19 protein-coding genes and 1 pseudogene are annotated in these 19,495 nt (G+C 68.8%); 9 read left to right on the forward strand and 11 right to left on the reverse strand.

Annotated features, from left to right (window positions below):
• Positions 1-27 precede the first annotated feature (27 nt).
• The 4 genes and pseudogenes from ACIBNA_RS35040 to ACIBNA_RS35055 form a co-directional block, all read left to right on the forward strand.
• Positions 28-234 (forward strand): annotated as a pseudogene (locus tag ACIBNA_RS35040) (MerR family DNA-binding transcriptional regulator); the annotation flags it as partial.
• Between the two features lie 55 nt (positions 235-289).
• Complete coding sequence (locus ACIBNA_RS35045) at positions 290-646, forward strand: PadR family transcriptional regulator (protein WP_059417520.1); 357 nt, start codon at positions 290-292, stop codon at positions 644-646.
• Positions 643-1,251 carry an HAAS signaling domain-containing protein gene (locus ACIBNA_RS35050; RefSeq protein WP_399169225.1) on the forward strand — a complete coding sequence of 203 codons (609 nt, stop codon included), beginning with the start codon at positions 643-645 and terminating at the stop codon, positions 1,249-1,251. The genes ACIBNA_RS35045 and ACIBNA_RS35050 overlap by 4 nt, the downstream gene beginning before the upstream one ends.
• Positions 1,252-1,402: 151 nt before the next feature.
• Entirely contained in the window at positions 1,403-2,128 is a 726-nt protein-coding gene (locus ACIBNA_RS35055; RefSeq protein ID WP_399169226.1) for a MerR family transcriptional regulator, read from the forward strand.
• Positions 2,129-2,207: 79 nt separating this feature from the next.
• On the opposite strand, the gene ccsB is transcribed toward ACIBNA_RS35055, so the two are convergent.
• The 7 genes from ccsB to hemL all read right to left on the reverse strand — a co-directional run bounded on the left by ccsB (position 2,208) and on the right by hemL (position 9,930).
• Positions 2,208-3,290 (reverse strand): c-type cytochrome biogenesis protein CcsB, encoded by a 1,083-nt coding sequence (ccsB, locus tag ACIBNA_RS35060; RefSeq protein WP_399169227.1) that lies wholly within the window; start codon positions 3,288-3,290, stop codon positions 2,208-2,210.
• Positions 3,287-5,029, reverse strand: coding sequence for a cytochrome c biogenesis protein ResB (locus tag ACIBNA_RS35065; RefSeq protein WP_399169228.1), 1,743 nt, complete (start codon positions 5,027-5,029; stop codon positions 3,287-3,289). Before ACIBNA_RS35065 ends, ccsB begins: the two co-directional genes overlap by 4 nt.
• 3 nt (positions 5,030-5,032) lie before the next feature.
• Complete coding sequence (locus ACIBNA_RS35070; protein WP_086563960.1) at positions 5,033-5,803, reverse strand: cytochrome c biogenesis CcdA family protein; 771 nt, start codon at positions 5,801-5,803, stop codon at positions 5,033-5,035.
• Between the two features lies 1 nt (position 5,804).
• The gene (locus ACIBNA_RS35075; RefSeq protein WP_399169229.1) at positions 5,805-6,452 is read right to left on the reverse strand and encodes a TlpA family protein disulfide reductase; all 648 of its coding nucleotides are present in this window, start codon (positions 6,450-6,452) and stop codon (positions 5,805-5,807) included.
• A 66-nt stretch (positions 6,453-6,518) separates the two neighbouring features.
• A complete protein-coding gene (locus ACIBNA_RS35080; protein ID WP_399169230.1) occupies positions 6,519-7,808 on the reverse strand; it encodes a hypothetical protein in 1,290 nt (429 codons plus the stop codon).
• A gap of 119 nt (positions 7,809-7,927) precedes the next feature.
• Positions 7,928-8,617, reverse strand: a complete 690-nt coding sequence (locus tag ACIBNA_RS35085; RefSeq protein ID WP_399169231.1) for a histidine phosphatase family protein — start codon at positions 8,615-8,617, stop codon at positions 7,928-7,930.
• Positions 8,614-9,930, reverse strand: a complete 1,317-nt coding sequence (gene hemL / locus ACIBNA_RS35090) for a glutamate-1-semialdehyde 2,1-aminomutase (RefSeq protein WP_399169233.1) — start codon at positions 9,928-9,930, stop codon at positions 8,614-8,616. Before hemL ends, ACIBNA_RS35085 begins: the two co-directional genes overlap by 4 nt.
• A gap of 488 nt (positions 9,931-10,418) precedes the next feature.
• Between hemL and ACIBNA_RS35095 the strand changes: the two genes are divergently transcribed.
• The gene (locus tag ACIBNA_RS35095; protein WP_019061278.1) at positions 10,419-10,856 is read left to right on the forward strand and encodes a hypothetical protein; all 438 of its coding nucleotides are present in this window, start codon (positions 10,419-10,421) and stop codon (positions 10,854-10,856) included.
• 67 nt (positions 10,857-10,923) lie between these two features.
• Here ACIBNA_RS35095 and ACIBNA_RS35100 read toward each other — a convergent pair whose 3' ends face one another.
• Together ACIBNA_RS35100 and ACIBNA_RS35105 are read right to left on the reverse strand one after the other, a co-directional pair.
• The gene (locus ACIBNA_RS35100) at positions 10,924-12,273 is read right to left on the reverse strand and encodes a tyrosine-type recombinase/integrase (RefSeq protein WP_399169299.1); all 1,350 of its coding nucleotides are present in this window, start codon (positions 12,271-12,273) and stop codon (positions 10,924-10,926) included.
• Between the two features lies 1 nt (position 12,274).
• Positions 12,275-12,478: a hypothetical protein gene (locus tag ACIBNA_RS35105; RefSeq protein WP_399169234.1), complete on the reverse strand. Its 204-nt coding sequence runs from the start codon at positions 12,476-12,478 to the stop codon at positions 12,275-12,277.
• 477 nt (positions 12,479-12,955) lie between these two features.
• Between ACIBNA_RS35105 and ACIBNA_RS35110 the strand changes: the two genes are divergently transcribed.
• The 4 genes from ACIBNA_RS35110 to ACIBNA_RS35125 all read left to right on the forward strand — a co-directional run bounded on the left by ACIBNA_RS35110 (position 12,956) and on the right by ACIBNA_RS35125 (position 17,349).
• The gene (locus tag ACIBNA_RS35110; RefSeq protein WP_240103720.1) at positions 12,956-13,177 is read left to right on the forward strand and encodes an AlpA family transcriptional regulator; all 222 of its coding nucleotides are present in this window, start codon (positions 12,956-12,958) and stop codon (positions 13,175-13,177) included.
• 535 nt (positions 13,178-13,712) lie between these two features.
• Complete coding sequence (locus tag ACIBNA_RS35115; RefSeq protein WP_399169235.1) at positions 13,713-14,879, forward strand: DUF3631 domain-containing protein; 1,167 nt, start codon at positions 13,713-13,715, stop codon at positions 14,877-14,879.
• 228 nt (positions 14,880-15,107) lie between these two features.
• Positions 15,108-15,674, forward strand: a complete 567-nt coding sequence (locus ACIBNA_RS35120) for a plasmid mobilization relaxosome protein MobC (protein WP_149830143.1) — start codon at positions 15,108-15,110, stop codon at positions 15,672-15,674.
• A gap of 4 nt (positions 15,675-15,678) precedes the next feature.
• Positions 15,679-17,349, forward strand: coding sequence for a relaxase/mobilization nuclease domain-containing protein (locus ACIBNA_RS35125; RefSeq protein ID WP_399169236.1), 1,671 nt, complete (start codon positions 15,679-15,681; stop codon positions 17,347-17,349).
• Here ACIBNA_RS35125 and tgmC read toward each other — a convergent pair whose 3' ends face one another.
• Both tgmC and tgmB read right to left on the reverse strand, forming a co-directional pair.
• A complete protein-coding gene (gene tgmC / locus ACIBNA_RS35130; protein WP_399169237.1) occupies positions 17,350-18,540 on the reverse strand; it encodes an ATP-grasp peptide maturase system methyltransferase in 1,191 nt (396 codons plus the stop codon).
• A complete protein-coding gene (tgmB, locus tag ACIBNA_RS35135) occupies positions 18,533-19,492 on the reverse strand; it encodes an ATP-grasp ribosomal peptide maturase (protein ID WP_149830117.1) in 960 nt (319 codons plus the stop codon). Before tgmB ends, tgmC begins: the two co-directional genes overlap by 8 nt.
• Positions 19,493-19,495 lie beyond the last annotated feature (3 nt).

The following is a 19,495-nucleotide window of genomic DNA, read 5'->3' on the forward strand; positions in this document are numbered from 1 at the left end:
GCCTCTCCTGCTGAAACCTTCAAATCGATGACCAACGAACACCATCTCCGTCCCGTCGACTTCGCCCGGCCGGCCGGTGTCTCGACGCAGCAGATCCGCAACTACGAGGAGGCCGGTGTCCTGCCGCCGGCCACACGCGCCGCGTCCGGCTACCGGGCCTTCGAGGACGTGCGCCGCCGTGCGTTGCTCACCTGCCGGACGCTGCTGCGGGGCTACGGGCCGGTGATGCATACGGCTCCTGAGACGGAGACGCTGGCGGGGCGAGCCTTCAGCAGGTACCTTGTTAAGCATGGTACTGCCGGGTGGGGCACGTTCTGGAGTGAGTCAACTACGCCGGGGGATCCTGCAGTTCTGCGTCTTGGCGCTGCTGCGTGACGGCGAGAGGTACGCCTTTGAACTGGTGCGGGAACTGTGCGACGCCCACGGACTCGTGACCAGTGAAGGCACCATTTATCCGCTGCTCTCACGGCTTCGGAAGGAGGGGTGGGTCAACACGGTCTGGAAGGAATCTGACTCAGGTCCTCCCCGCCGGTACTACACGCTGACCGCGACGGGGCGACGAGCGCTGGATGAGTTCGCTGGTGAGTGGGGGCCTTTCAAAACCGCCGTTGACAACCTCCTGGACAGCGAGGGGAGCCACGAGTGACCTCGAGGCGCAATCAGCTCATAGACGAGTACCTGCACCGCTTCGACACCGCATCTGTATTCCTCCCCGCTGATCGACGCGAGGAGCTCAAGCAGGAGATCGTTGAGCACATAGATGCCGGCCTGGAAGAAGCAGACGCCCGGCACGCCGAGGCAGTCCGCATCGTCCTGGAACGACTGGGGCCTCCTGCGGACATCGTGGCTGCTGAGGTGAGTGGCCCAACGTCCACTGGTTCCACGCCGGTAGTCAAACCAATCGCTCTTGCCGCCGATGTGGCGCATGGTCACAAGGCCAACCGTCAAGAACAGCCAGGACAGGAGGTCGTCGCTGCGCCTTCAGCCTCTTCACCGCCTTCGCGAAGAAGGACGATGCTCCTGATCGGGGCAGCAACGACAGCACTCGTCGTCGGCGCGCTGGCCTTCGGCATCAACACATCCAACGACGGTCAAGGGCAGCCACCCGCCTACGAGGGACCGGCCATCACTCCCACCGAAAGCGAAGGGCCCGGCAGCACGTCGCCAAGCGAGTGGCCCACGGATGCCGGCTACGAGCCCACCACGCCGCCCTCCGAGGTCCCGGACGATCCCACGGCCTCGGCTTCCTGACGATCACGAGAGGGGCGACGTTCCGGAGGTTGTGGAGACGGGCGCCGGTGCCCCGGATGAAGTTGTCCTTTCCTTCAAGTCCTCCATTGAAAAGCGGTGTTGAGTCTTTCCAGGTCTCAGCGGTGGATCTTCTGCCGTAACCTTCAAATCGATGACCAACGAAGGCCGTCTCCGTCCCGTCGACCTCGCCCGGCTGGCCGGTGTCTCGACGCAGCAGATCCGCAACTACGAGGACGCCGGCGTGCTGCCGCCCGCCGCGCGGACCGCGTCCGGCTACCGCGTTTTCGGGGACGTGCACCGCAGCGCGCTGCTGGCGTACCGGGCCCTGATGCGGGGGTACGGGCCGGTGACGGCGACGCGGATCATGCGCGCCCTGCACGACGGGGACGTCCCGGGCGCGCTCGCGCTGGTCGACGCCGCGCATGCCGCCCTGCACGAGGAGCGGGTCTCCCTGGGGGCCGCGAGCGAGGCCCTGGAGCTGCTGGCGGCACAGCCGCCCGCCCCACTGCCGCGGTCCGGCGGGCTGCGCATCGGGGAGGTGGCCGCGCTGCTGGGCGTACGGACGTCCGCGCTGCGGGTGTGGGAGGGGGCCGGGCTGCTCACGCCGGGGCGCGAGCGCGGCACGGGGTACCGGGTCTACAAACCCGCCGACGTGCGCGACGCCCGGCTCGTGCACACGCTGCGCCGCAGTCACTATCTCTTCGACCAGATCCGGCCCGTGCTGGAGGGGCTGCGCCGGGAGGGCAGCAGCGAGGCCCTGCGGGCGGCGATCGCGGCGCGCGGGGAGGCCCTGACGGCTCGCACCAGGGTCATGGTCGAGGGCGCGAGCGCCCTCCACGCCTACCTGGACCGGGTCGCCGCGGCCGACGTCAACTGAGCACCCCGAGACGGCGAAGGCCGGTTCCCGTGACGTGGAATCACAGGAGCCGGCCCGCCGGAGTGGGGGTGTTGGGGGCTTACACGCCCGCGTAGGAGTGCTTGCCGGAGACGAAGATGTTCACGCCGTAGTAGTTGAACAGCCAGCAGCCGAAGGCGATGAGGGCCAGGTAGGCGGCCTTGCGGCCCTTCCAGCCGGCGGTGGCGCGGGCGTGCAGGTAGCAGGCGTAGGCGACCCAGGTGATGAAGGACCAGGTCTCCTTCGGGTCCCAGCCCCAGTAGCGGCCCCAGGCGTCGCCGGCCCAGATGGCGCCCGCGATGATCGTGAACGTCCACAGCGGGAAGACGGCCGCGTTGACGCGGTAGGAGAACTTGTCGAGGGAGGCGGAGGAGGGCAGCCGCTCCAGGACGGACGTCGCGAAGGTGCCGGGCGTGCCGCCGCTCGCGAGCTTGTTCTCGTAGGAGTCCTTGAAGAGGTACAGGATCGTGCCGACCGCGCCGACGTAGAAGACCGCGCCGCAGAAGATCGCCGTGGAGACGTGGATGTACAGCCAGTACGAGTGCAGCGCCGGGACCAGCTGGTCGCTGGCGGTGTAGAGGACCGTGACCGCGAGGCCCAGGTCCAGCAGGACCGAGGTGATCAGGAACAGGCCGAGCCAGCGCACGTTCTTCTTCAGCGCCAGCAGCCCGAGGTACACGCCGACGGCGACCGTGGAGAACGTGATGTTGAACTCGTACATGTTGCCCCACGGCGCCCGCTCCACCGAGGCCGCGCGGGCGATGACCCCGCCCAGCTCGATCAGGAAGGCCAGCACGGTGAGGGAGATGGCGATCCGGCCGTACAGGTCGCCCTGTTCGTCACCGCCGTGCGCCCCGGGCCCGTCCGGCACGTCCCGCTGACCGGTCGCGGCCCGCACGGTGACCTTCGGCCGCTCCAGGACGGCGGTGCCGCCCGCCTGGTTCACGGTGACGGCGGGCGCCTTCTTCGCCTCGGCCGGCTTGGCGGTGAGTGCGGCGGCGGTCTTGGCGACCTTGCTGCGGCTGCCGAAGAGCCATTCGGCGATGTACGCGAAGAACGCCAGGGTGTAGACGGCCATCGCGGAGTAGATCAGCACATTGCTGATGTTCGCGAGGTTTTCGTTGGTGGCGGCGGCGAGGGTCACTTCTCAGCCCCTTCGGCAGGTACGGGGGTGGCGGTACCCGGCTCCTGGTCGGTGTCGGGGGAATCTGCGGGGTCGTCCGGGCCGGGCGCGGCCGGTGTCTGGTCGTAGAGGATCCCGGCGAGGTCGCCCAGCTCCTCGGGGACCTTCGCGGACTCGCTGCGGCCGAGGCCGGCCATCTCCACGACGGTGACGCCGTCGGCGCCCTTGACCGCGCGCACCCAGACGCGGCGGCGCTGGATGAACAGGGAGGCGGCGAGGCCGCCGATGGCCGCGAGGGCCCCGGCGAGGGCCCAGCCGCCGCCGGGCTCCTGGACGACCTGGAAGCCGGCCCACTCCTTGACATCCTTGCCGAAGGTGACCGAACCGGCGCCGTTCGGGAGCTTCATGGTCTCGCCGGGCCGCAGCAGCTTCTTGAACAGCTTGCCCTGGGAGTCCTTGAACTCCTTCATGTTGGTCTTGTCCATCTGGTACACGCTCTGTGGGATGCCGGAGTCGGCCCCCAGGTCGCCGTGGTAGGCGGACAGCGCGAGCACCGGAGAGTCCAGCGCGGGGAACTGCGACAGCATCGTGCCGCTGGCGGCGCCGCCGAAGGTCGGCACGAAGAACGCGTTGAAGCCGAGCTGTTCCTTCTTGCCCTCGGGGTTGCGGTAGCCGTCGAGGACCTTGATGGCGCCGGAGGAGGTGACGTTGGCGTCGAGCGGCAGCAGCGGTACGGCGTCGTCGTAGACGACGTTGCCCTTGGCGTCGCGGACGGTGATGACCGGGGCGTAGCCGTGGCTGACGAGGTAGACCTTGGCGTCGCCGATCTCCAGGGGATGGTTGACCTTGACGGTGGTCTTCTCGTCCTTGCCGTAGGGACCGTCGCTGTAGGTGAGGTCGGCCTGGTAGACGCGCGGGGTGCCCTTGTTGGGGCCGCTGCGCTCGTAGGTGCCGGTGAACTTCTTCAGGTTGAAGCTGAACGGCACCAGGTCGTCGGACGTGAAGAGGCTGCCGGACTTGAAGTCGTCGTACTGGGTGAGGGTGTTGGAGAAGCCGTCGCCCTCGACGACCAGCTTGTTGCCCTCGGACTTGTACAGCTGGCCCCAGGCGAAGGCCACCAGCAGCACGATGAGGGCCATGTGGAAGACGAGGTTGCCCAGTTCGCGCAGGTAGCCCTTCTCGGCGGCGACGGCGTCACCGGCGAGGTGGGCGCGGAAGCGGCGCTTCTTCAGCAGGGCCAGGGCGGCGCTGTGGACCTGCTCGGGTTCGGCCGTGGTGCGCCAGGTGGTGTGGGCGGGCAGCCGGTTCAGCCGGCTGGGCGCGCGGGGCGGGCGGCCGCGCAGCTGGCCCACGAACTGCCAGGTGCGGGGGACGATGCAGCCGATGAGGGAGATGAACAGCAGGATGTAGATCGCGGAGAACCACACCGAGCTGTAGACGTGGAACAGGCCGAGCTTGTCGTAGACGTCCCCGAGGGTCGGGTTGGCCTTGCGGAAGTCGGCGACCTTCGTCTCGTCCTGGCCGGACTGCGGGATGAGCGAGCCGGGGATCGCGCCGAGGGAGAGCAGCAGGAGCAGCAGCAGCGCGACCCGCATGGAGGTCAGCTGCCGCCAGAACCAGCGGGCCCAGCCGATGACGCCCAGGGAGGGCAGGTTGGGCGCGTCCTCCGTGGGGGCGGTGGACAACTGGGAGCCGGCGTCACCCAGCTCCTGGTCCTCGGCGGCGGTCGGGGCCGGGTCGGAGGCGGTGGTCTTGCTCATCGATCAGATCCCCACAGTGAAGCCGTCGGACCAGACCTGCATCTCCTGCACGATGCGGTCCCAGGCGCCGGTCAGCAGCAGCAGACCGGTCACGATCATCATGGTGCCGCCGATCCGCATCACCCAGACGTAGTGGCGCTTGATCCACCCGAAGGCGCCGAGGGCCTTGCGGAAGGCGACCGCGGCGAGCACGAACGGAACGCCCAGGCCCAGACAGTACGCGATGGTCAGTACCGCCCCGCGACCCGCGCTGCCCTGGTTCAGGGCGAGGGTCTGGACGGCGGCCAGCGTCGGGCCGATGCAGGGCGTCCAGCCGATGCCGAACAGCGCGCCGAGCACGGGGGCGCCGACGAGCCCGGCGGCCGGCTTCCTGTGGAAACGGAACTCGCGCTGGGTGAGCCAGGGCATCAGGCCCATGAAGAAGACGCCCATGAGGATCATGAAGACGCCCAGCACCTTGGAGAGCACGCCCCGCTCCGCCTGGAGCGTCTGGCCGAAGTATCCGAAGAACGCCCCGCCGGAGACGAAGACAGCCGTGAAGCCGAGCACGAACAGCGAGGCCCCGGCGACCATCCGGCCGCGCCGGGCCTCGGCCAGGTCGGTGCCGCTGACGCCGGTGACGTAGGAGAGATAGCCGGGTACGAGCGGCAGCACGCAGGGCGAGAAGAAGGAGACGAGTCCGCCGAGCAGGGCGATGGGCAGGGCCACCAGCAGGGCGCCGTTGAGCACCGTGCCGTTGGGGTCCGCGACTGCGGCGAGGGTGAGCGCGCTCACGTCACTTCTCCGCGACGACCGGCTTGAGCATCTTCAGCAGCCGTTCCTCACTGAGCGCGGACAGCGAGCGGGCCGCGATCTTCCCGTCCCGGTCGAGGATCAGGGTGGAGGGGATCGCCTGCGGGTTGAGGGTGCCCCTGTCGAAGCGCAGCAGCAGCTTGCCGGTCGGGTCGTAGAGGCTGGGGTAGGTGATGCCGAAGTCCTTCTCGAAGGCGAGCGCGGCGCCGGTGGAGGTGTCGCGGGTGTTGATGCCGACGAACTGCACGCCCTTGCCGGCGTACTCCTTGGACACCTTCGCGAAGTACTTGGCCTCGGCGCGGCAGGGGTTGCACCAGGAACCCCACACGTTGAGGACGACGACCTTGCCCTTGTAGTCGGCGACGTCGAGGGTCTTGCCGGCGATGGTCTTGCCGGACAGGTCGGGTGCCGGGGTGCGCTCGCCCTCGGCGACCGTGGCGATGCCGTCGGTGCCGGTGACGAAGTTGGTGTTGCCGCCCCCGCCGGAGGTGCCGCCGGAGCCGCACGCGGTGACGAGCAGCGCGGCCACGGCGGCACCGGCGGTCAGGGCGGCGCGGCGACGGACCCGGGTCGAGAGGGTCGTGCGGGTCGAGCGGTTCGAGCGCAGGGGGGCGCAGCTGGCGGCACTCATGTGAAAAGTTTCGCATGTCCGTTCCGGGGCTCTCGCCCACCCCCCTTGCGGGCGGAAAACCGCATTTCAGGCGGCGTTCCGGGAGGGCGTACCGGCACTTGGTGGGGCCTTCTCGACGAACCCCTTCCAACCACCGGCCGGTTGCTGCCCGACCTCCAGCGTGCGGAGCTTTTCGAGCACCTCGGGCTTTTGCACGTCCAGCCAGTCGACGAACTGCCGGAAGGAGACGAGGCGCACATCCGCGCCCTTCTCCTTCTCGCGCGCGATGTGCTTGAAGGCCTCCTCCACGGCGTCCATGTAGATACCGCCGTTCCACTGCTCGAAGTGGTTGCCGATGAAGAGGGGCGCCCGATTCGTCTCATATGCCCGCTTGAATCCCTGGATGTACGCCTGCGCCGACTGCTCCCGCCAGCCCGGATAGTTGTGCGCCGGGGCCTTCGTGGTGCTGATGGACTGGTTCGCCAGCATGTTGTAGTCCATGGACAGGACCTCGAAGCCACGTCCGGGGAAAGGTATCTGCTGCAACGGCAGGTCCCAGATCCCCTGCCGCTTCACCGGCCACACCTGACGGCCGCCGGGCGAGGAGGCGTCGTAGCGCCAGCCCAGCTCGCGGGCGGTGGGCAGGAGGTTGTCCTGGCCGAGCAGACAGGGCGTGCGGCCGCCGACGAGCTCCTTGTCGTAGTCGAACGGCAGCGACGGCAGGTCCCTCCAGCCGGTGTTGGTGCGCCACTCCTTCACGAAGGACTTCGCCTGGTCGATCTCGCTGCGCCACTGCCGGGGCGTCCAGTTCTTGACCGAGCCGTAGGCCTCGCCGCAGAAGTGCCCGTTGAAGTGGGTGCCGATCTCGTGACCTTCCAGCCACGCCCGGCGGACGTTCTTCAGCGTGTCCTTGACGTGCTCGTCGGTGAGGTAACCGATGTCGGAGGCGCCGCGCGGATTGTTCGGCGGGTCGTAGAGGCGCTTCTTCGACTCGGGCAGCAGATACAGCCCGGACAGGAAGAAGGTCATGCTCGCGCCGTGCTCCTTGGCGAGGTCCAGGAAGCGCGGGAAGAGCCCGTTGCCGACCTCGCCCGCGCCGTCCCAGGAGAACACGACGAACTGCGGCGGGGTCTGACCCGGCTCCAGCGGCTCGGGCTTCGCGGGCTGGTGGGGCTGCTTGCCGGTGTAGGCGGTGGAGCCGTCGCCGATGGGCCGGGCGGCCGGCTTCGGCTTCGACCCGCCTTGTGCGGAGTCTCCGGAACCGTCGGAGTGGCTGGACCCATCTGACCCGGTGAGTCCGCCGCACCCGGCGAGCGAGACGGCGGCCGCGGCACCCGCGCCGATTCCGAGCATTCCCCTGCGGGAGTAAGGGCGCATTGCATCCCCGTTCATCACGTTCTCTGGTGGTCACCCAGTCAGAGGACGTGACGAACGGGGAGGTTCCGGTGATATTTGCCGATTCCGTAACGGAGGCGTCAGAAGCGAACAGAAAGGTCCTACGCGCCGAACGCCTTGTCCTTCCCCTTCACCGGCTTGGCACCGGCGAGGAGATGCGCCGGGACGAGATCGCGGGCCGGCTCGGTGTAGCCGACAGAAACGATCCGGTCGCCCTGGTACGTGAAGGTCGTCAGCGAGGCGAGCGTGCACTGCCGCTTGCGCGGGTCGTGCCAGAGCCGCCGCCGTTCGACGTACGACCGCACGATCCAGATCGGCAGCTGATGGCTGACCACGACGGCCTCGTGCCCCCGGGCCTGGTCCTTCGCGGCGCTCAGCGCGTTCATCATCCGCACGACCTGGTCGACGTACGGCTCGCCCCAGGACGGCCGGAACGGGTTGAGCAGGTGCTTCCAGTTGCCGGGCCTGCGCAGCGCCCCGTCCCCGACGCCGAACGTCTTGCCCTGGAAGATGTTGCCGGCCTCGATCAGCCGCTCGTCGCTGGCGACGTCCAGCCCGTGCGCCTTGGCGATCGGCTCCGCCGTCTCCTGCGCACGCTCCAGCGGGGAGGCGACGACGTACGTCACATCGCGGGCCGCGAGGTGCTCGGCGACCCGGTCGGCCATGCGCCGGCCCAGCTCGGACAGGTGGTAGCCGGGCAGCCGCCCGTAGAGGATGCCGTCCGGGTTGGCGACCTCGCCGTGCCGCATGACGTGGACGACGGTGATGTCGCCGCTGTTCTGGTCGCTCATGCGGTCGCCTCCGCAGCCGCCCGGGCCGCCGCCGGGAGGGCGTCGGCGATCCGCTGCACGGCCCGCTCGTCGTGCGCGGTGGAGACGAACCAGGACTCGAAGGACGACGGCGGCAGGTAGACGCCGCTCGCGAGCAGGGAGTGGAAGAAGGCGGTGAAGCGGAAGGACTCCTGCGCCTTGGCGTCCTCGTAGTCGCGCACGGGCCGGTCGGTGAAGAACACGGAGAACATGTTGGATGCGTTCTGGAGCCGGTGCGCGACGCCTTCCTTGGTCAGCGCGTCGGTGACGAGCCCCTGGATCTCCTGCGACACGGCGTCGACCTTGTCGTAGGCGGCGTCGTCCAGGAGCCGCAGCTGGGCGAGGCCGGCCGCGGTGGCGACGGGGTTCCCGGAGAGGGTGCCGGCCTGGTAGACGGGCCCGGCCGGGGCGAGGTGCGCCATGACGTCCGCGCGCCCGCCGAAGGCCGCGGCGGGGAAGCCGCCGCCCATGACCTTGCCGAAGGTCATGAGGTCGGGCCGGACCCCGTCGACCCCGTACCACCCGGCCCGGCTGGTCCGGAACCCGGTCATGACCTCGTCGGAGATGTAGAGGGCGCCGTTCTCGGCGCAGAGGTCCTTGAGGCCCTGGTTGAAGCCGTCCGCGGGCGGTACGACGCCCATGTTGCCCGGCGAGGCCTCGGTGATCAGGCAGGCGATCTCGCCGGGGTGGGCGGCGAAGGCGGCGCGTACGGCGTCGAGGTCGTTGTAGGGCAGGACGATGGTGTCGCCGGCCTGGGCGCCGGTGACGCCCGGGGTGTCGGGCAGCGCGAAGGTCGCGACGCCGCTGCCGGCGGCGGCGAGCAGCGAGTCGACGTGCCCGTGGTAGCACCCGGCGAACTTGATCACCTTGCTGCGCTGGGTGAACCCGCGCGCGAGCCGGATCGCGGACATGGTCGCCTCGGTCCCGCTGGACACGAGCCGCACCTGCTCGACCGGCTCCACCCGGGCGACGATCTCCTCGGCGAGCGCGACCTCGCCCTCACCGGGCGTGCCGAAGGACGTACCGCGGGCGACGGCGTCCTGCACGGCGGCGATGACCTCGGGGTGCGAGTGCCCGAGGATCATGGGCCCCCAGGAACACACGAGGTCGACGTACTCCCGCCCGTCGGCATCGGTCAGATACGGCCCGTTGCCGGACACCATGAACCGGGGTGTGCCGCCGACGGCGCGGAAGGCCCGCACCGGCGAGTTCACGCCACCGGGTGTGACGGCCGCCGCACGGTCGAACAGAGCCTGCGAGGCCGGTGCTTCATACGGATATGCCAGTTCGCTCATGACCTGCGACTTCTCCGACCTTCTCCGACGACGTCGGACTCCGGGTGTGAGTGACCTGTTCAGGGTAGGACAGTGCCCTGCAACCGGTACCCGAACCTCCGGCGTCTGCGAGACTGGGACGTGATACACACAGCTCAGACGGCCCAGGGTGGTCGGAGGCTGCGAAGATCCCGCGGACAGATGTTTCAGCGCACGTTTCGGCGAGCGGCCGCGGGGGAGGTCACTGACACGATGATCGGGTTGCGCGGCGGGGGCGACGCGTCCTAGAAAAGCAGTCGGGTGGAGATATGCATCGCGGTGGCGGACTGGGCGAGGGGACTGATGACCTGGGTCCTCGACGTGCCCGGCGGGGAAGGCACCGGCGCGAGGCGGAGGACACGCAGGAAGCACGTCGGACCCAGGGACTACCGAGTGAACCGGAGCGGCTCGACGGACGTACTGAACGCCGGTTGGAAGATCTTCGGGCCGGGAGCAGGAATGGTGGTCGGGTGGGGGTGACGTACAAGTACTTCGGCGCGCCGGACGGCGCGACCGCTGCCCGCGTCCCGATCTCGATGCGTCCCGAGGAACTCGGCGGCGACGAGCTCGGCATGAACGGCATGTTCACGAAGATCAAGCCGGAGACCATGGCGGCGATGGTCCTGACGGGCATCGAGGGCGTCCCCCTGAACAAGGTGCCACCCCTGGAACTGGTCGTCCTGCACCCCGACTACGCGGTCGTGAAACTCCCGATGACCGTCGTCGACCCCCTGCGCGGCATCGGCGAGGAGGCGGTGGGCGCGGCGGCCTTCATCTGGTCGACGGTCCCGGACCGGGGCGGGCCTCGGGACGCGTTCAATGTGTACCAACTGCTGCACGAGTGGCAGGACTTCAGCCATCGGTTGCATGAGGCGGGGCATCAGCCGTATTGCCTTGTGTGGCCGTGACCTGGGGTTTCTTGCGGATCGGGCGGGGTCTTCGGGCCTCGCCCTCTTTGGCGCCGGGAAGGGGCCGTCAGGCGGCCAGGGCACATTGAGGGCACATTGGTTTCGCCGGGGGCGCTGATGTGCCCTGGGTGGCGGGTGGGTCGCCGTTGTCTTCCGCCTCGGCTCCCGTTCCCGTTTCCGTTTCCGTGAAGGCGTCGTCGATCGCCTTGCGGGTGCGGGTCTCGCTGGATGGCAGCAGATGCGTGTACGTACGCAGCGTGAAGCCCGGGTCCGAGTGGCCGAGGTATTCGGAGAGCGCCTTGATGCTCTCCCCCGCGTCCAGGAGCACGGAGGCGTAGGCGTGTCGGAGGGCGTGCATGCCGTCTTCCGGGGCCGCCTGGAGGTAGCGCGCTCCGCGCTCGCGCGGAGGGATCACGCCGGCGGCGGCCAGGGCGAGCTTCCAGGCACCCATGTTGAAGACGCTGCGGTTGTAGGCCCGGCTCTTCTCGTCCACGAAGACGAGGCGAAAGGTCTTCGGTTCGCCGTCCGGTTTGGCCCATGGCAGCGTGACGGTGACGGGTGGGAACTCCTTCATGTGGGCCTTGAGGGTGGCGGCAAGTTGGGCCGGCAGGGGCACTGACCGGATCTTGTTGCCCTTGGGCAGGGCGAAGACAGGCTTCGTACCGACCAGCCGCACCTGGCGGTTGACGTGGATCCAGCGGCCCTTGAAGTCGATGTCGTCGACTGCGAAGCCGAACACCTCGCCCTGCCGCAGGCCGCAGCCGAAGGCGAGCTTGCCGCCTGCCTGGAAGCGTTTCGGGAGTCCGGCGACGACCGCACGTACGCGTTCCAACGACCAGGGGATGATCTTCTTCTTGGTCGCCGTCGGCAGCTTGACCGACTTCGACTTGCAGGGGTTCTTCGGCAGCAGCCCGTCCTCCACGGCCATGCCGAGGATGCTGGAGAGGATGTCGAAGATGCCCTCGATCGTCGACACTTCCAGTTCCGCGTCCTGGAGCGTGCGGATCCAACCCTGAATGATCGAGGGCTGGTTGAGGGACCGCAGCTCGCGCCGACCGAGGTGCTCCACGATGTGGTTGCGGACGGTCGCCTCGTAGCGGAGCGCGGTCGTGGGGCCGACGGAGTTCGCGTCGAGCCACTTCTGCGCGTAGGCGCCGAGTGTCTGCTTCGTCTCGGCCGGGACGACGTAGGAGCCGCGCCGGATCTCGACGTCGACCTCGGCGGCACGGTTGTCCGCTTCGGCCTTCGTGTGGAAGTTCTCCTTGCGCTGGCGGCCGTCCAGGTCGCGGTAACGGACCTGCCAGCGCTTGCCGATGCCGTGATCGGCGGTAGGGACTATCCGCTTCGTACGGCTCTTGTGTTCGCCGCACTCGGCCTCGGTGGGCTTGGGGTGGGACTTGTGCCAGCGGTCGTACACGTCAGCCAAGAAGGGCCTCCTGGATGAGGTTAGGGGACTGGGCTGTGGCGTAGGGCGCGGCGATGTGCGTCAGCCACGGGAGCAGCAGGGCTGCGGGAGGGGTCGCGAGCTGGTGCTGGGGCAGGCTGCGCACGAGGCGTAGGTGCTCGATGGCGCGGGCCGTGTGGAGGCCGGCGGGGCCTATTTCGACAGGTCGGTTGGACATGACAAATAGCTGTAACTTGCAGTCGGCCGCCATGGCAAGAGTTAGTTCTTAAACTCTCCAAAAGTCGCCCGGAGGCGAAGTGGTGTTCGTCTCGTCGAATTCCGGCACATCACGAGCCGTTTCGCTGGGGAGGTTGTGCTACCTTCCCGCCGCGTCAAAGAAGCGGGCGATTTGAGCGGCTATCGGATGGCATATCCGCTGGACTGGCCACGCCACTTCTCAGCACTGGACACCGCCTCTGAACTGCTGAGGTACCGGATTCCGGCACTTCAGTCGGCTGCTTCTCCGCAGAAAATTTCGGCTTCCAGGGGAGCGATTTCGGCAACCGGGGATCTGCCCTTACTGTTTTGGTCTTCCCCGGCGACACCGAGGGAAGTAGCCGGGAGTTTCAGAATTCACCCTGGACGCTTCCCAAGTGGTGTGGCTGTGTTGCCCACGCCTGCCATCCAAAACCCTGATTCCTATACGGAGACCTCATTGCCGAACCACTCCCCGCGCCTTGCCGGCGCCGAGCGTGACCAGCTCGCCACTCCCGCCGACGTGGCTGCGTACCTCGGGGTACCGGTGAAGACCCTCTACCAGTGGAAGTACCGGGGCATCGGCCCCAGCGTCCACAAGGTCGGCCGTCACCTGCGCTACCGCTGGCGGGAGGTGGACGCGTGGCTGGATGCCCAGACGTCGTACGACCTCACGGCCTGACCCCGCGTCTGGCGCGGACAACGAAGCGGCCCCCGGCGCGACAACGCCGAGGGCCGAAGACTTCCCAACTGATCGCCCATCCCTGAACGAATGAGCTGGTGAGGGGTGGGACCTTGCCCGTCCTGCCTCTCACCGGAGAGGAACGCCTATGGAGGACTCTACGTCCCCCAGCTCCACGAACGCCTCCCCGACCGACTGGCCCACTCCCGCGGTCCCCGGCGAAGGCATCCCCTGGCGCCGCAGGGATCAGGTGGACACACGGTCCCCGGCGTCGGGGACCGTCGAGCACTCGGCGGATGTGGAGGCACACGGGGACCGTCCCCAGCCGTCTGCTGATGCCGCTGTTGGGGACCGTGATCACGGTCCCCACCAGGCGCTGGGGACCGACAACCCCGTGGCGGGAACCGCCCAGCAGGAGGGGACCGGTCCCGTCGACGCACGGGGACCGGATCACGGGACCCGCTCCCGGCCTCCTCGGGGACCGGCAGACCCTGGGGAACGGGGTTCCGGTGAGGGTGCGGAACTGCTGGATGAGGTGCGGGCGGCGATCGGCAAGTACGTCGTGCTGCCCAGTGACGAGGCGCTGACAGCGGTCACCCTGTGGGTGGCGGCCACGCACATCCAGACCGTTCTGCAGCACGCGCCGCGTCTGGCGGTCGTAGGCCCGACGAAGGGCTGCGGCAAGTCCCGTGTTCTGGACGTGCTTCACGAGACCGTCCACCAGCCGATCATGACGGTGAACATGTCCACGGCGGTGCTCTTCCGCATCATCGGCAAGAACCCGCGCACGATCCTCGTGGACGAGGCCGACGCCATCTTCAGCAAGGCCGGCGACAACGAGGAACTGCGCGGCCTGCTGAACGCCGGACACCAGCGCAACCGGCCCGCCTGGCGCATCTCCGGTCCGGAGCACAAGCCGACCCCGTATCCGACCTTCGCCATGGCCGCGCTGGCCTCGATCGGTGACCTGCCCGACACGATCACGGACCGGGCGGTCGTGCTCCGCATGCAAAAGCGCAAGCCGGGCGAGAAGGTGACCCCGTTCCGCTCGCGCTACGCCACACCGGAGCTGAACGCGGTGCGGGACAAACTGGCCGCCTGGCTGGGCCCGCTGCGCGGCACGGCCAGCCGCATGGCGCCAACGATGCCTGTCGAGGACCGGGCGGCGGACACCTGGGAACCGCTGGTCATCATCGCCGACCTGGCCGGCGGCCACTGGCCCGCCAGTGCTCGTGCGGCCTGTGGGGCGATGACCCGGTTCGAGGCTGTCCAGGACGAGCAGACCAACCTGAAGACGCGGCTGCTACGAGACATCCACCGCGTATTCGAGGCACACGGCAACCCCGAGGCCCTGTCCAGCCAGGATCTGGTCGCCGCCCTGCTCCAGGACCCCGACGCCCCCTGGGCTGAGCACGGCACCAAGGGGCTCAACGCCTACTACCTGGTCAGAATGTTGCGGGACTTCGATATCCGTCCGGCCAACTACCGGTTCGACAAGGGCAGGCAGGCCAAGGGGTACGCCCGTAACAGGTTCCTCGACAGCTGGGCCCGACACTGCCCCGACCTCGCCGAGACGGCGCCTGCCCCCACCCACGACGCCACGCCCGCGCGCCCGGCCCAGGGCAAGCCGCCCGCCGCCCCGGCGGGCTCGCTGCCCATCGGCCCGCCCGGCAGCCCCGCCGGCCCCAAACGCGCCCGCTGACCCGCCTCCCCTGGGGCCGTATCTCGGCGTCGCATCCGTCCCCGCGCAGGTCAGCGCGGGGACGGATGCTCTCGCCGGGACGGACTTCTCCGTACCTGACCGAGTGTCCGTACCTGTCCTGACCAGGCATGGGACGGATGCGACACACGTGACACACCTCCCTCCCCTCGCCACCGGAGTACCCCCATGCACGAACAGCACCACGAACTCCCCACAGCTCAGCAGCAGATGCACACCACCTCAGCCTCAGACAGCGCAGCAAGTTGTCGGGTAAGGAGTCCTTACCCGGCCTCCGCCCCAGAGGGGGCGGAGGCATCCGGCGCCGAGGGAGCACCGGAGTCGGCTGGCCCGGGGGAGCCGACCGATACGGGAGCCACCACACCATCGCCGCACACCGCACAGACGCCCACGACGCGACGCCGCCTGCGTCAGCCGCGCCTGCGCGAACACCGCGTCCACCCCCGTTACAGCGACAGCGAGTTCGCCGAAGTCGAGCACGCCGCCGCACTCAGCCGCATGAAACCCGGTGGCTACGTCGCCGAGGCATCGCTCGCCGCCGCCCGCGCCGAGGATCCCACGGCAGCGGTCGCCGACTATCGCGCCATGGTTCAGGTGCTGATGGCCGCCAACAGGCAGCTCGCCGGCATCGGCAACAACCTCAACCAGCTCACCTGGCACCTCAACAAGGACGGCACCTGGCCCCAGCCCGACACCGTCCACCGGCTCCTCGATCGCGTCGAGGCGTCGATTGCCGAGCTGGACACTGCCATCGCCCAGGTCACCGAGGGTCGGTGAGCCGGTGATACCGAAGATCATCACCGGCAAGGGCAGTACCCGCCGCCTGATCGCCTACCTCTTCGGCAAAGGCACCGCCAACGAGCACATTGATCCGCACCTTGTCGCCTCCTGGAACGCCTTCGCCCCAGACCCCGGCCGCAGCCCGCACCGTGACCCCAAAGAGGTGGAAAAGCAGCTCCACACACAGCTCGACCAGCCGGTGGCCATGCTCGGCCGCCGGGCTCCGAAGACCACGGTGTGGCACTGCCCGGTCCGTGCCGCCCGCGAGGACCCGATCCTGTCCGATGCCCAATGGGCGGAGATCGCCCGCCGGATCGTGGCTGCCGCCGGTATCGCCCCCGCCGGAGACACCGACGCCTGCCGCTGGGTCGCCGTACGGCACGCCGACGACCACATCCACATCGCAGCCACCCTCGTCCGCCAGGACGGCCGCCGCCCCCGCCGCGACCACGACATCCGCGCCGTCCAACGAGAGGCCCGCAAGATCGAGATCGACTACGGGCTCCGTCGGCTCAAGCCCGGCGACGGCACGGCCGCCAAGCGCCCCACCAGCAAGGAAGTGTTCAAGGCCAAGCGTCTGGGCGAGGACGCCACATCCCGCGAGATCCTGCGTCTGCGTGTGCGCCGCGCGATGGCCGCCGCGTCCACCGAGACCGAGTTCTTCGCCCTGCTTGATGCGACCGGCTTGAACGTGCGGCCGAAAACGGAGCCATCCGGCGCTGTAATCGGCTACAGCGTCTCCCTGCCCGGTGACGTCAACAAGCAGAAGGAACCCATCTGGTACGCCGGTTCCACCCTGGCCGGCAACCTCTCCCTGCCCAAGATCCGCAAACGTCTCGCCGCCACCACTCCTGAACCGGTTCCCGTCCGCCCGGGCAATCCCTGGCACCAGGCCACTGCTGCCACCGAACGCATCCCCCACCACCTCGGCAACGGCAACGACGAAGTGGGCCAAGGCCAGCTGGACGCGCTTGGCGGAGCCCTCGATCTGCTCCCACTCACGGCCCCGGCCGCAGTGCGGGCCGAACTCGAACGAGCCGCCATCGCTTTCGAGCGCGCCACCCGCTCCCGCATCGCCGCAGACCACGACAGCGCCCGCGCTCTGCGCCGCAGCGTTCGGGCGATCTGGAAGGACCCGGTACCGCACGGGGACGGCGCCGGACTGGCAATGCTGCTGGACGTGGCGCTCACCGCGGTCGCCTACGCGATGCATTGGCACCGCACCCGCCAGCACGCCCAACAGCAGGCGGCAGCCGAACAGACCCTGATCCACCTGCAGGCCGTGTACGCCCAGATCGCCGAACCAGTCCTGGTCGGCCTCGCCAGCCGGGCACCCAGCCTGCAGACCAAGCGGCGCTACGCCTACCACCTCCAACAGGCGCTGCCCGAGCACGCCGAACGCATCCTCAACGACCCTGCCTGGGATGCCCTGTCCACCGTGCTCGCCGAGGCAGAGGCTGCTGGCCACAACGCGTCCACCCTCCTCGACCGGGCACTCAGCCAACGCACCCTGGACGACGCCCGCAGCCCTGCCCGCGCCCTTACTTGGCGCGTCCGTCGCCTCGGCGAACGCCACGCGCCGGGACCGAGAGCGCAGGCAGCAAATGCCCGCCATGTGCCAGAGCGCCCAGCCGTACGGCCTTCGCAGGAGCATCAAGCTCGGCGGCGTTGATCACGAGGCGGAAAGCGGCCATTGAGGGCCGTTCGGGTTCCCGAGCCAGACCACCTGCGCATCGCGGGATGCCGTCACCCCGAACGCGGCAGTGCTCGGTGAGCCGTACTCCTCCCAGGTGGCCACCGCCGACTCGACCGCATCCCAGAGTCGGCGCCGGCCACCCTGGCGGACCTCCCAGCCACTGTCCGTGGGAGCGAGGACGGCGAACGAATCAGTGCCGCCGTCCAGCACGAACGTGCTCACCGGTCCGCCATCGACCGGCATGGAGAAGAAGCGGGCATCTGGCACCGCAAGTTGTGCCATGAAGCCGGGCCCCGAACCGGTGAGGACTTCCGGCCCGTGCGTGACCTTCCGCTTCGTGCCATCGTCGGGCCCCGGCACCATGCCGAGGCTCTCCGGCGCATCCTGCTGGCGGGCGATCATGAAGCTCGGGTCGTCCTCGCTGAACCAGCCGCTCGCGCTGTCGCCGGTGACGATGAGCTTCACCAGGCCGAGGGAGCGCATCCAGCCGCGCAGAGTGGTCAGGATGACGCCGCCGGGCGGCACTTGCTCCAGCCAGGCAGGGGGGATGTTCCGGAAACCGCACGTGGCGATCAGCCGGTTGTAGGGGGCTCCGTCGAGGTGGCCGACGCGGCCGTCCCCCACCACCAGGTCAGGGGTATAGCCGGACCTCGCGAGAGCCTCGCGGGCTCGCCGTGCCACACCTTCGTCCGTCTCGATCGAGGTCACGGCCTCACTGCCGAGCCGGTGGCACATCAGTGCCGTCGAGTAGCCGGTGCCTGTCCCGATCTCCAGCACGCTCATGCCCTCGTGCACATCCAGGTCTTCGAGCATCCGGACTACGAGGCTCGGCAGAGTGGACGATGAGGTCGGGACCGCGTTGCTGATCGGCTTCGGATCGGCCCAGTCGATGTCCCGGCCGTCGAACTGGGTCATCCACGTCTCGTCGGAGTAGATGAGGCGGAGCCACGCGTCCTGGCCGACGTTCGCCTCGGTGACCGGCTCCCAGGTGGTGACACCCGGGCCGTCGCTCTCGCGGTAGAAGCGCGGGATGAACACGTGGCGGGGTACTGCCTCAACGGCTGCCCGCCACTCCGGCGAGCGCAGCCAGCCGTCCTTCTCCAGTCCGGCTGCCAGTTGGCGTCGGAAGTCGGCTGCCGCTGTCTCGGCATGGGGCTCACTAGCCACGGAGTCCTCCTTCCAGGAGATCGGCGAGTGCCGCGGTCATGGGCAGACCGGTCGGCGGCTCCATCCAAGCCCACTGCCCCGAAGGATTGCACTCGATGAAGACCCACTCGCCGGAGTCGGTCAAGGCGAAGTCGAACGCCCCGAAGACAAGCCCGAAGTGCTTCAGGTAGGCACGCATGGCGCGCTCCACCTCAGGCGGCGTGGTGACGGGCGTGTAGGTGTGGGTGCCGTAGTCGGTGCGCCAGTCGAGGAGACCGGAGTCGATTCGCACCGCGAAGATCTGTTCGCCGATGACCGTCACCCGGACGTCCGCGACCTTGTCCACGCACTTCTGGAACAGGTGCATGGTGCCGGCCACCGCGTCGTCGATCTCGTCGGTGGTCACCTCAGTCACGGGAACCGTCTGGGCCTTGCCGTCGACCAGGTAGAGCGGGACCGAGATGGGTTTGAAGATGGCCGGGCCGTGACCCTTGATGAACGCCCGCGCGTCGTCAGGCACATTGGTGATCAGCGTGGGCGGCAGGGTGAAGCCGGCCGCCGCTGCGGCCGCGAGTCCGGACGGTTTGTACTCGGCGTCGCCGATGCGGTTGGGGTGATTGATGTACAGACAGCCGGGCAGCGAAGTGAGGATGCCACCCAGCCCGTAGCGGGCCTGCGCGATGGCGAACCGCTCTTCCTGCCTGTCGAGGTGAGGGAAGGCGAACCCAGAGGGGCGACGGTAGTACATCGACCTCACGGCGCCCAGGTCGGCACGCCTGCTCAGGGTCTGCACGCTTCCACGCCACCTGTCGGTGTCGCCGATCGAGGCGGAGCACGACAGGGTGGCGGGGAAGTCACCGGAGTCGAACCGCACGACCGGGACACCCCGGTCGTGCAGCTCGCTGATCACGATGTCCGTGGTCGGGTCGTCAAGGTTTGTGACAACCAGGACCGGACGATCGTCGTTCGCCACTGG

The sequence above is a fragment of the Streptomyces sp. NPDC050164 genome (assembly GCF_044459945.1).
Classification (GTDB): domain Bacteria; phylum Actinomycetota; class Actinomycetes; order Streptomycetales; family Streptomycetaceae; genus Streptomyces; species Streptomyces coeruleorubidus_A.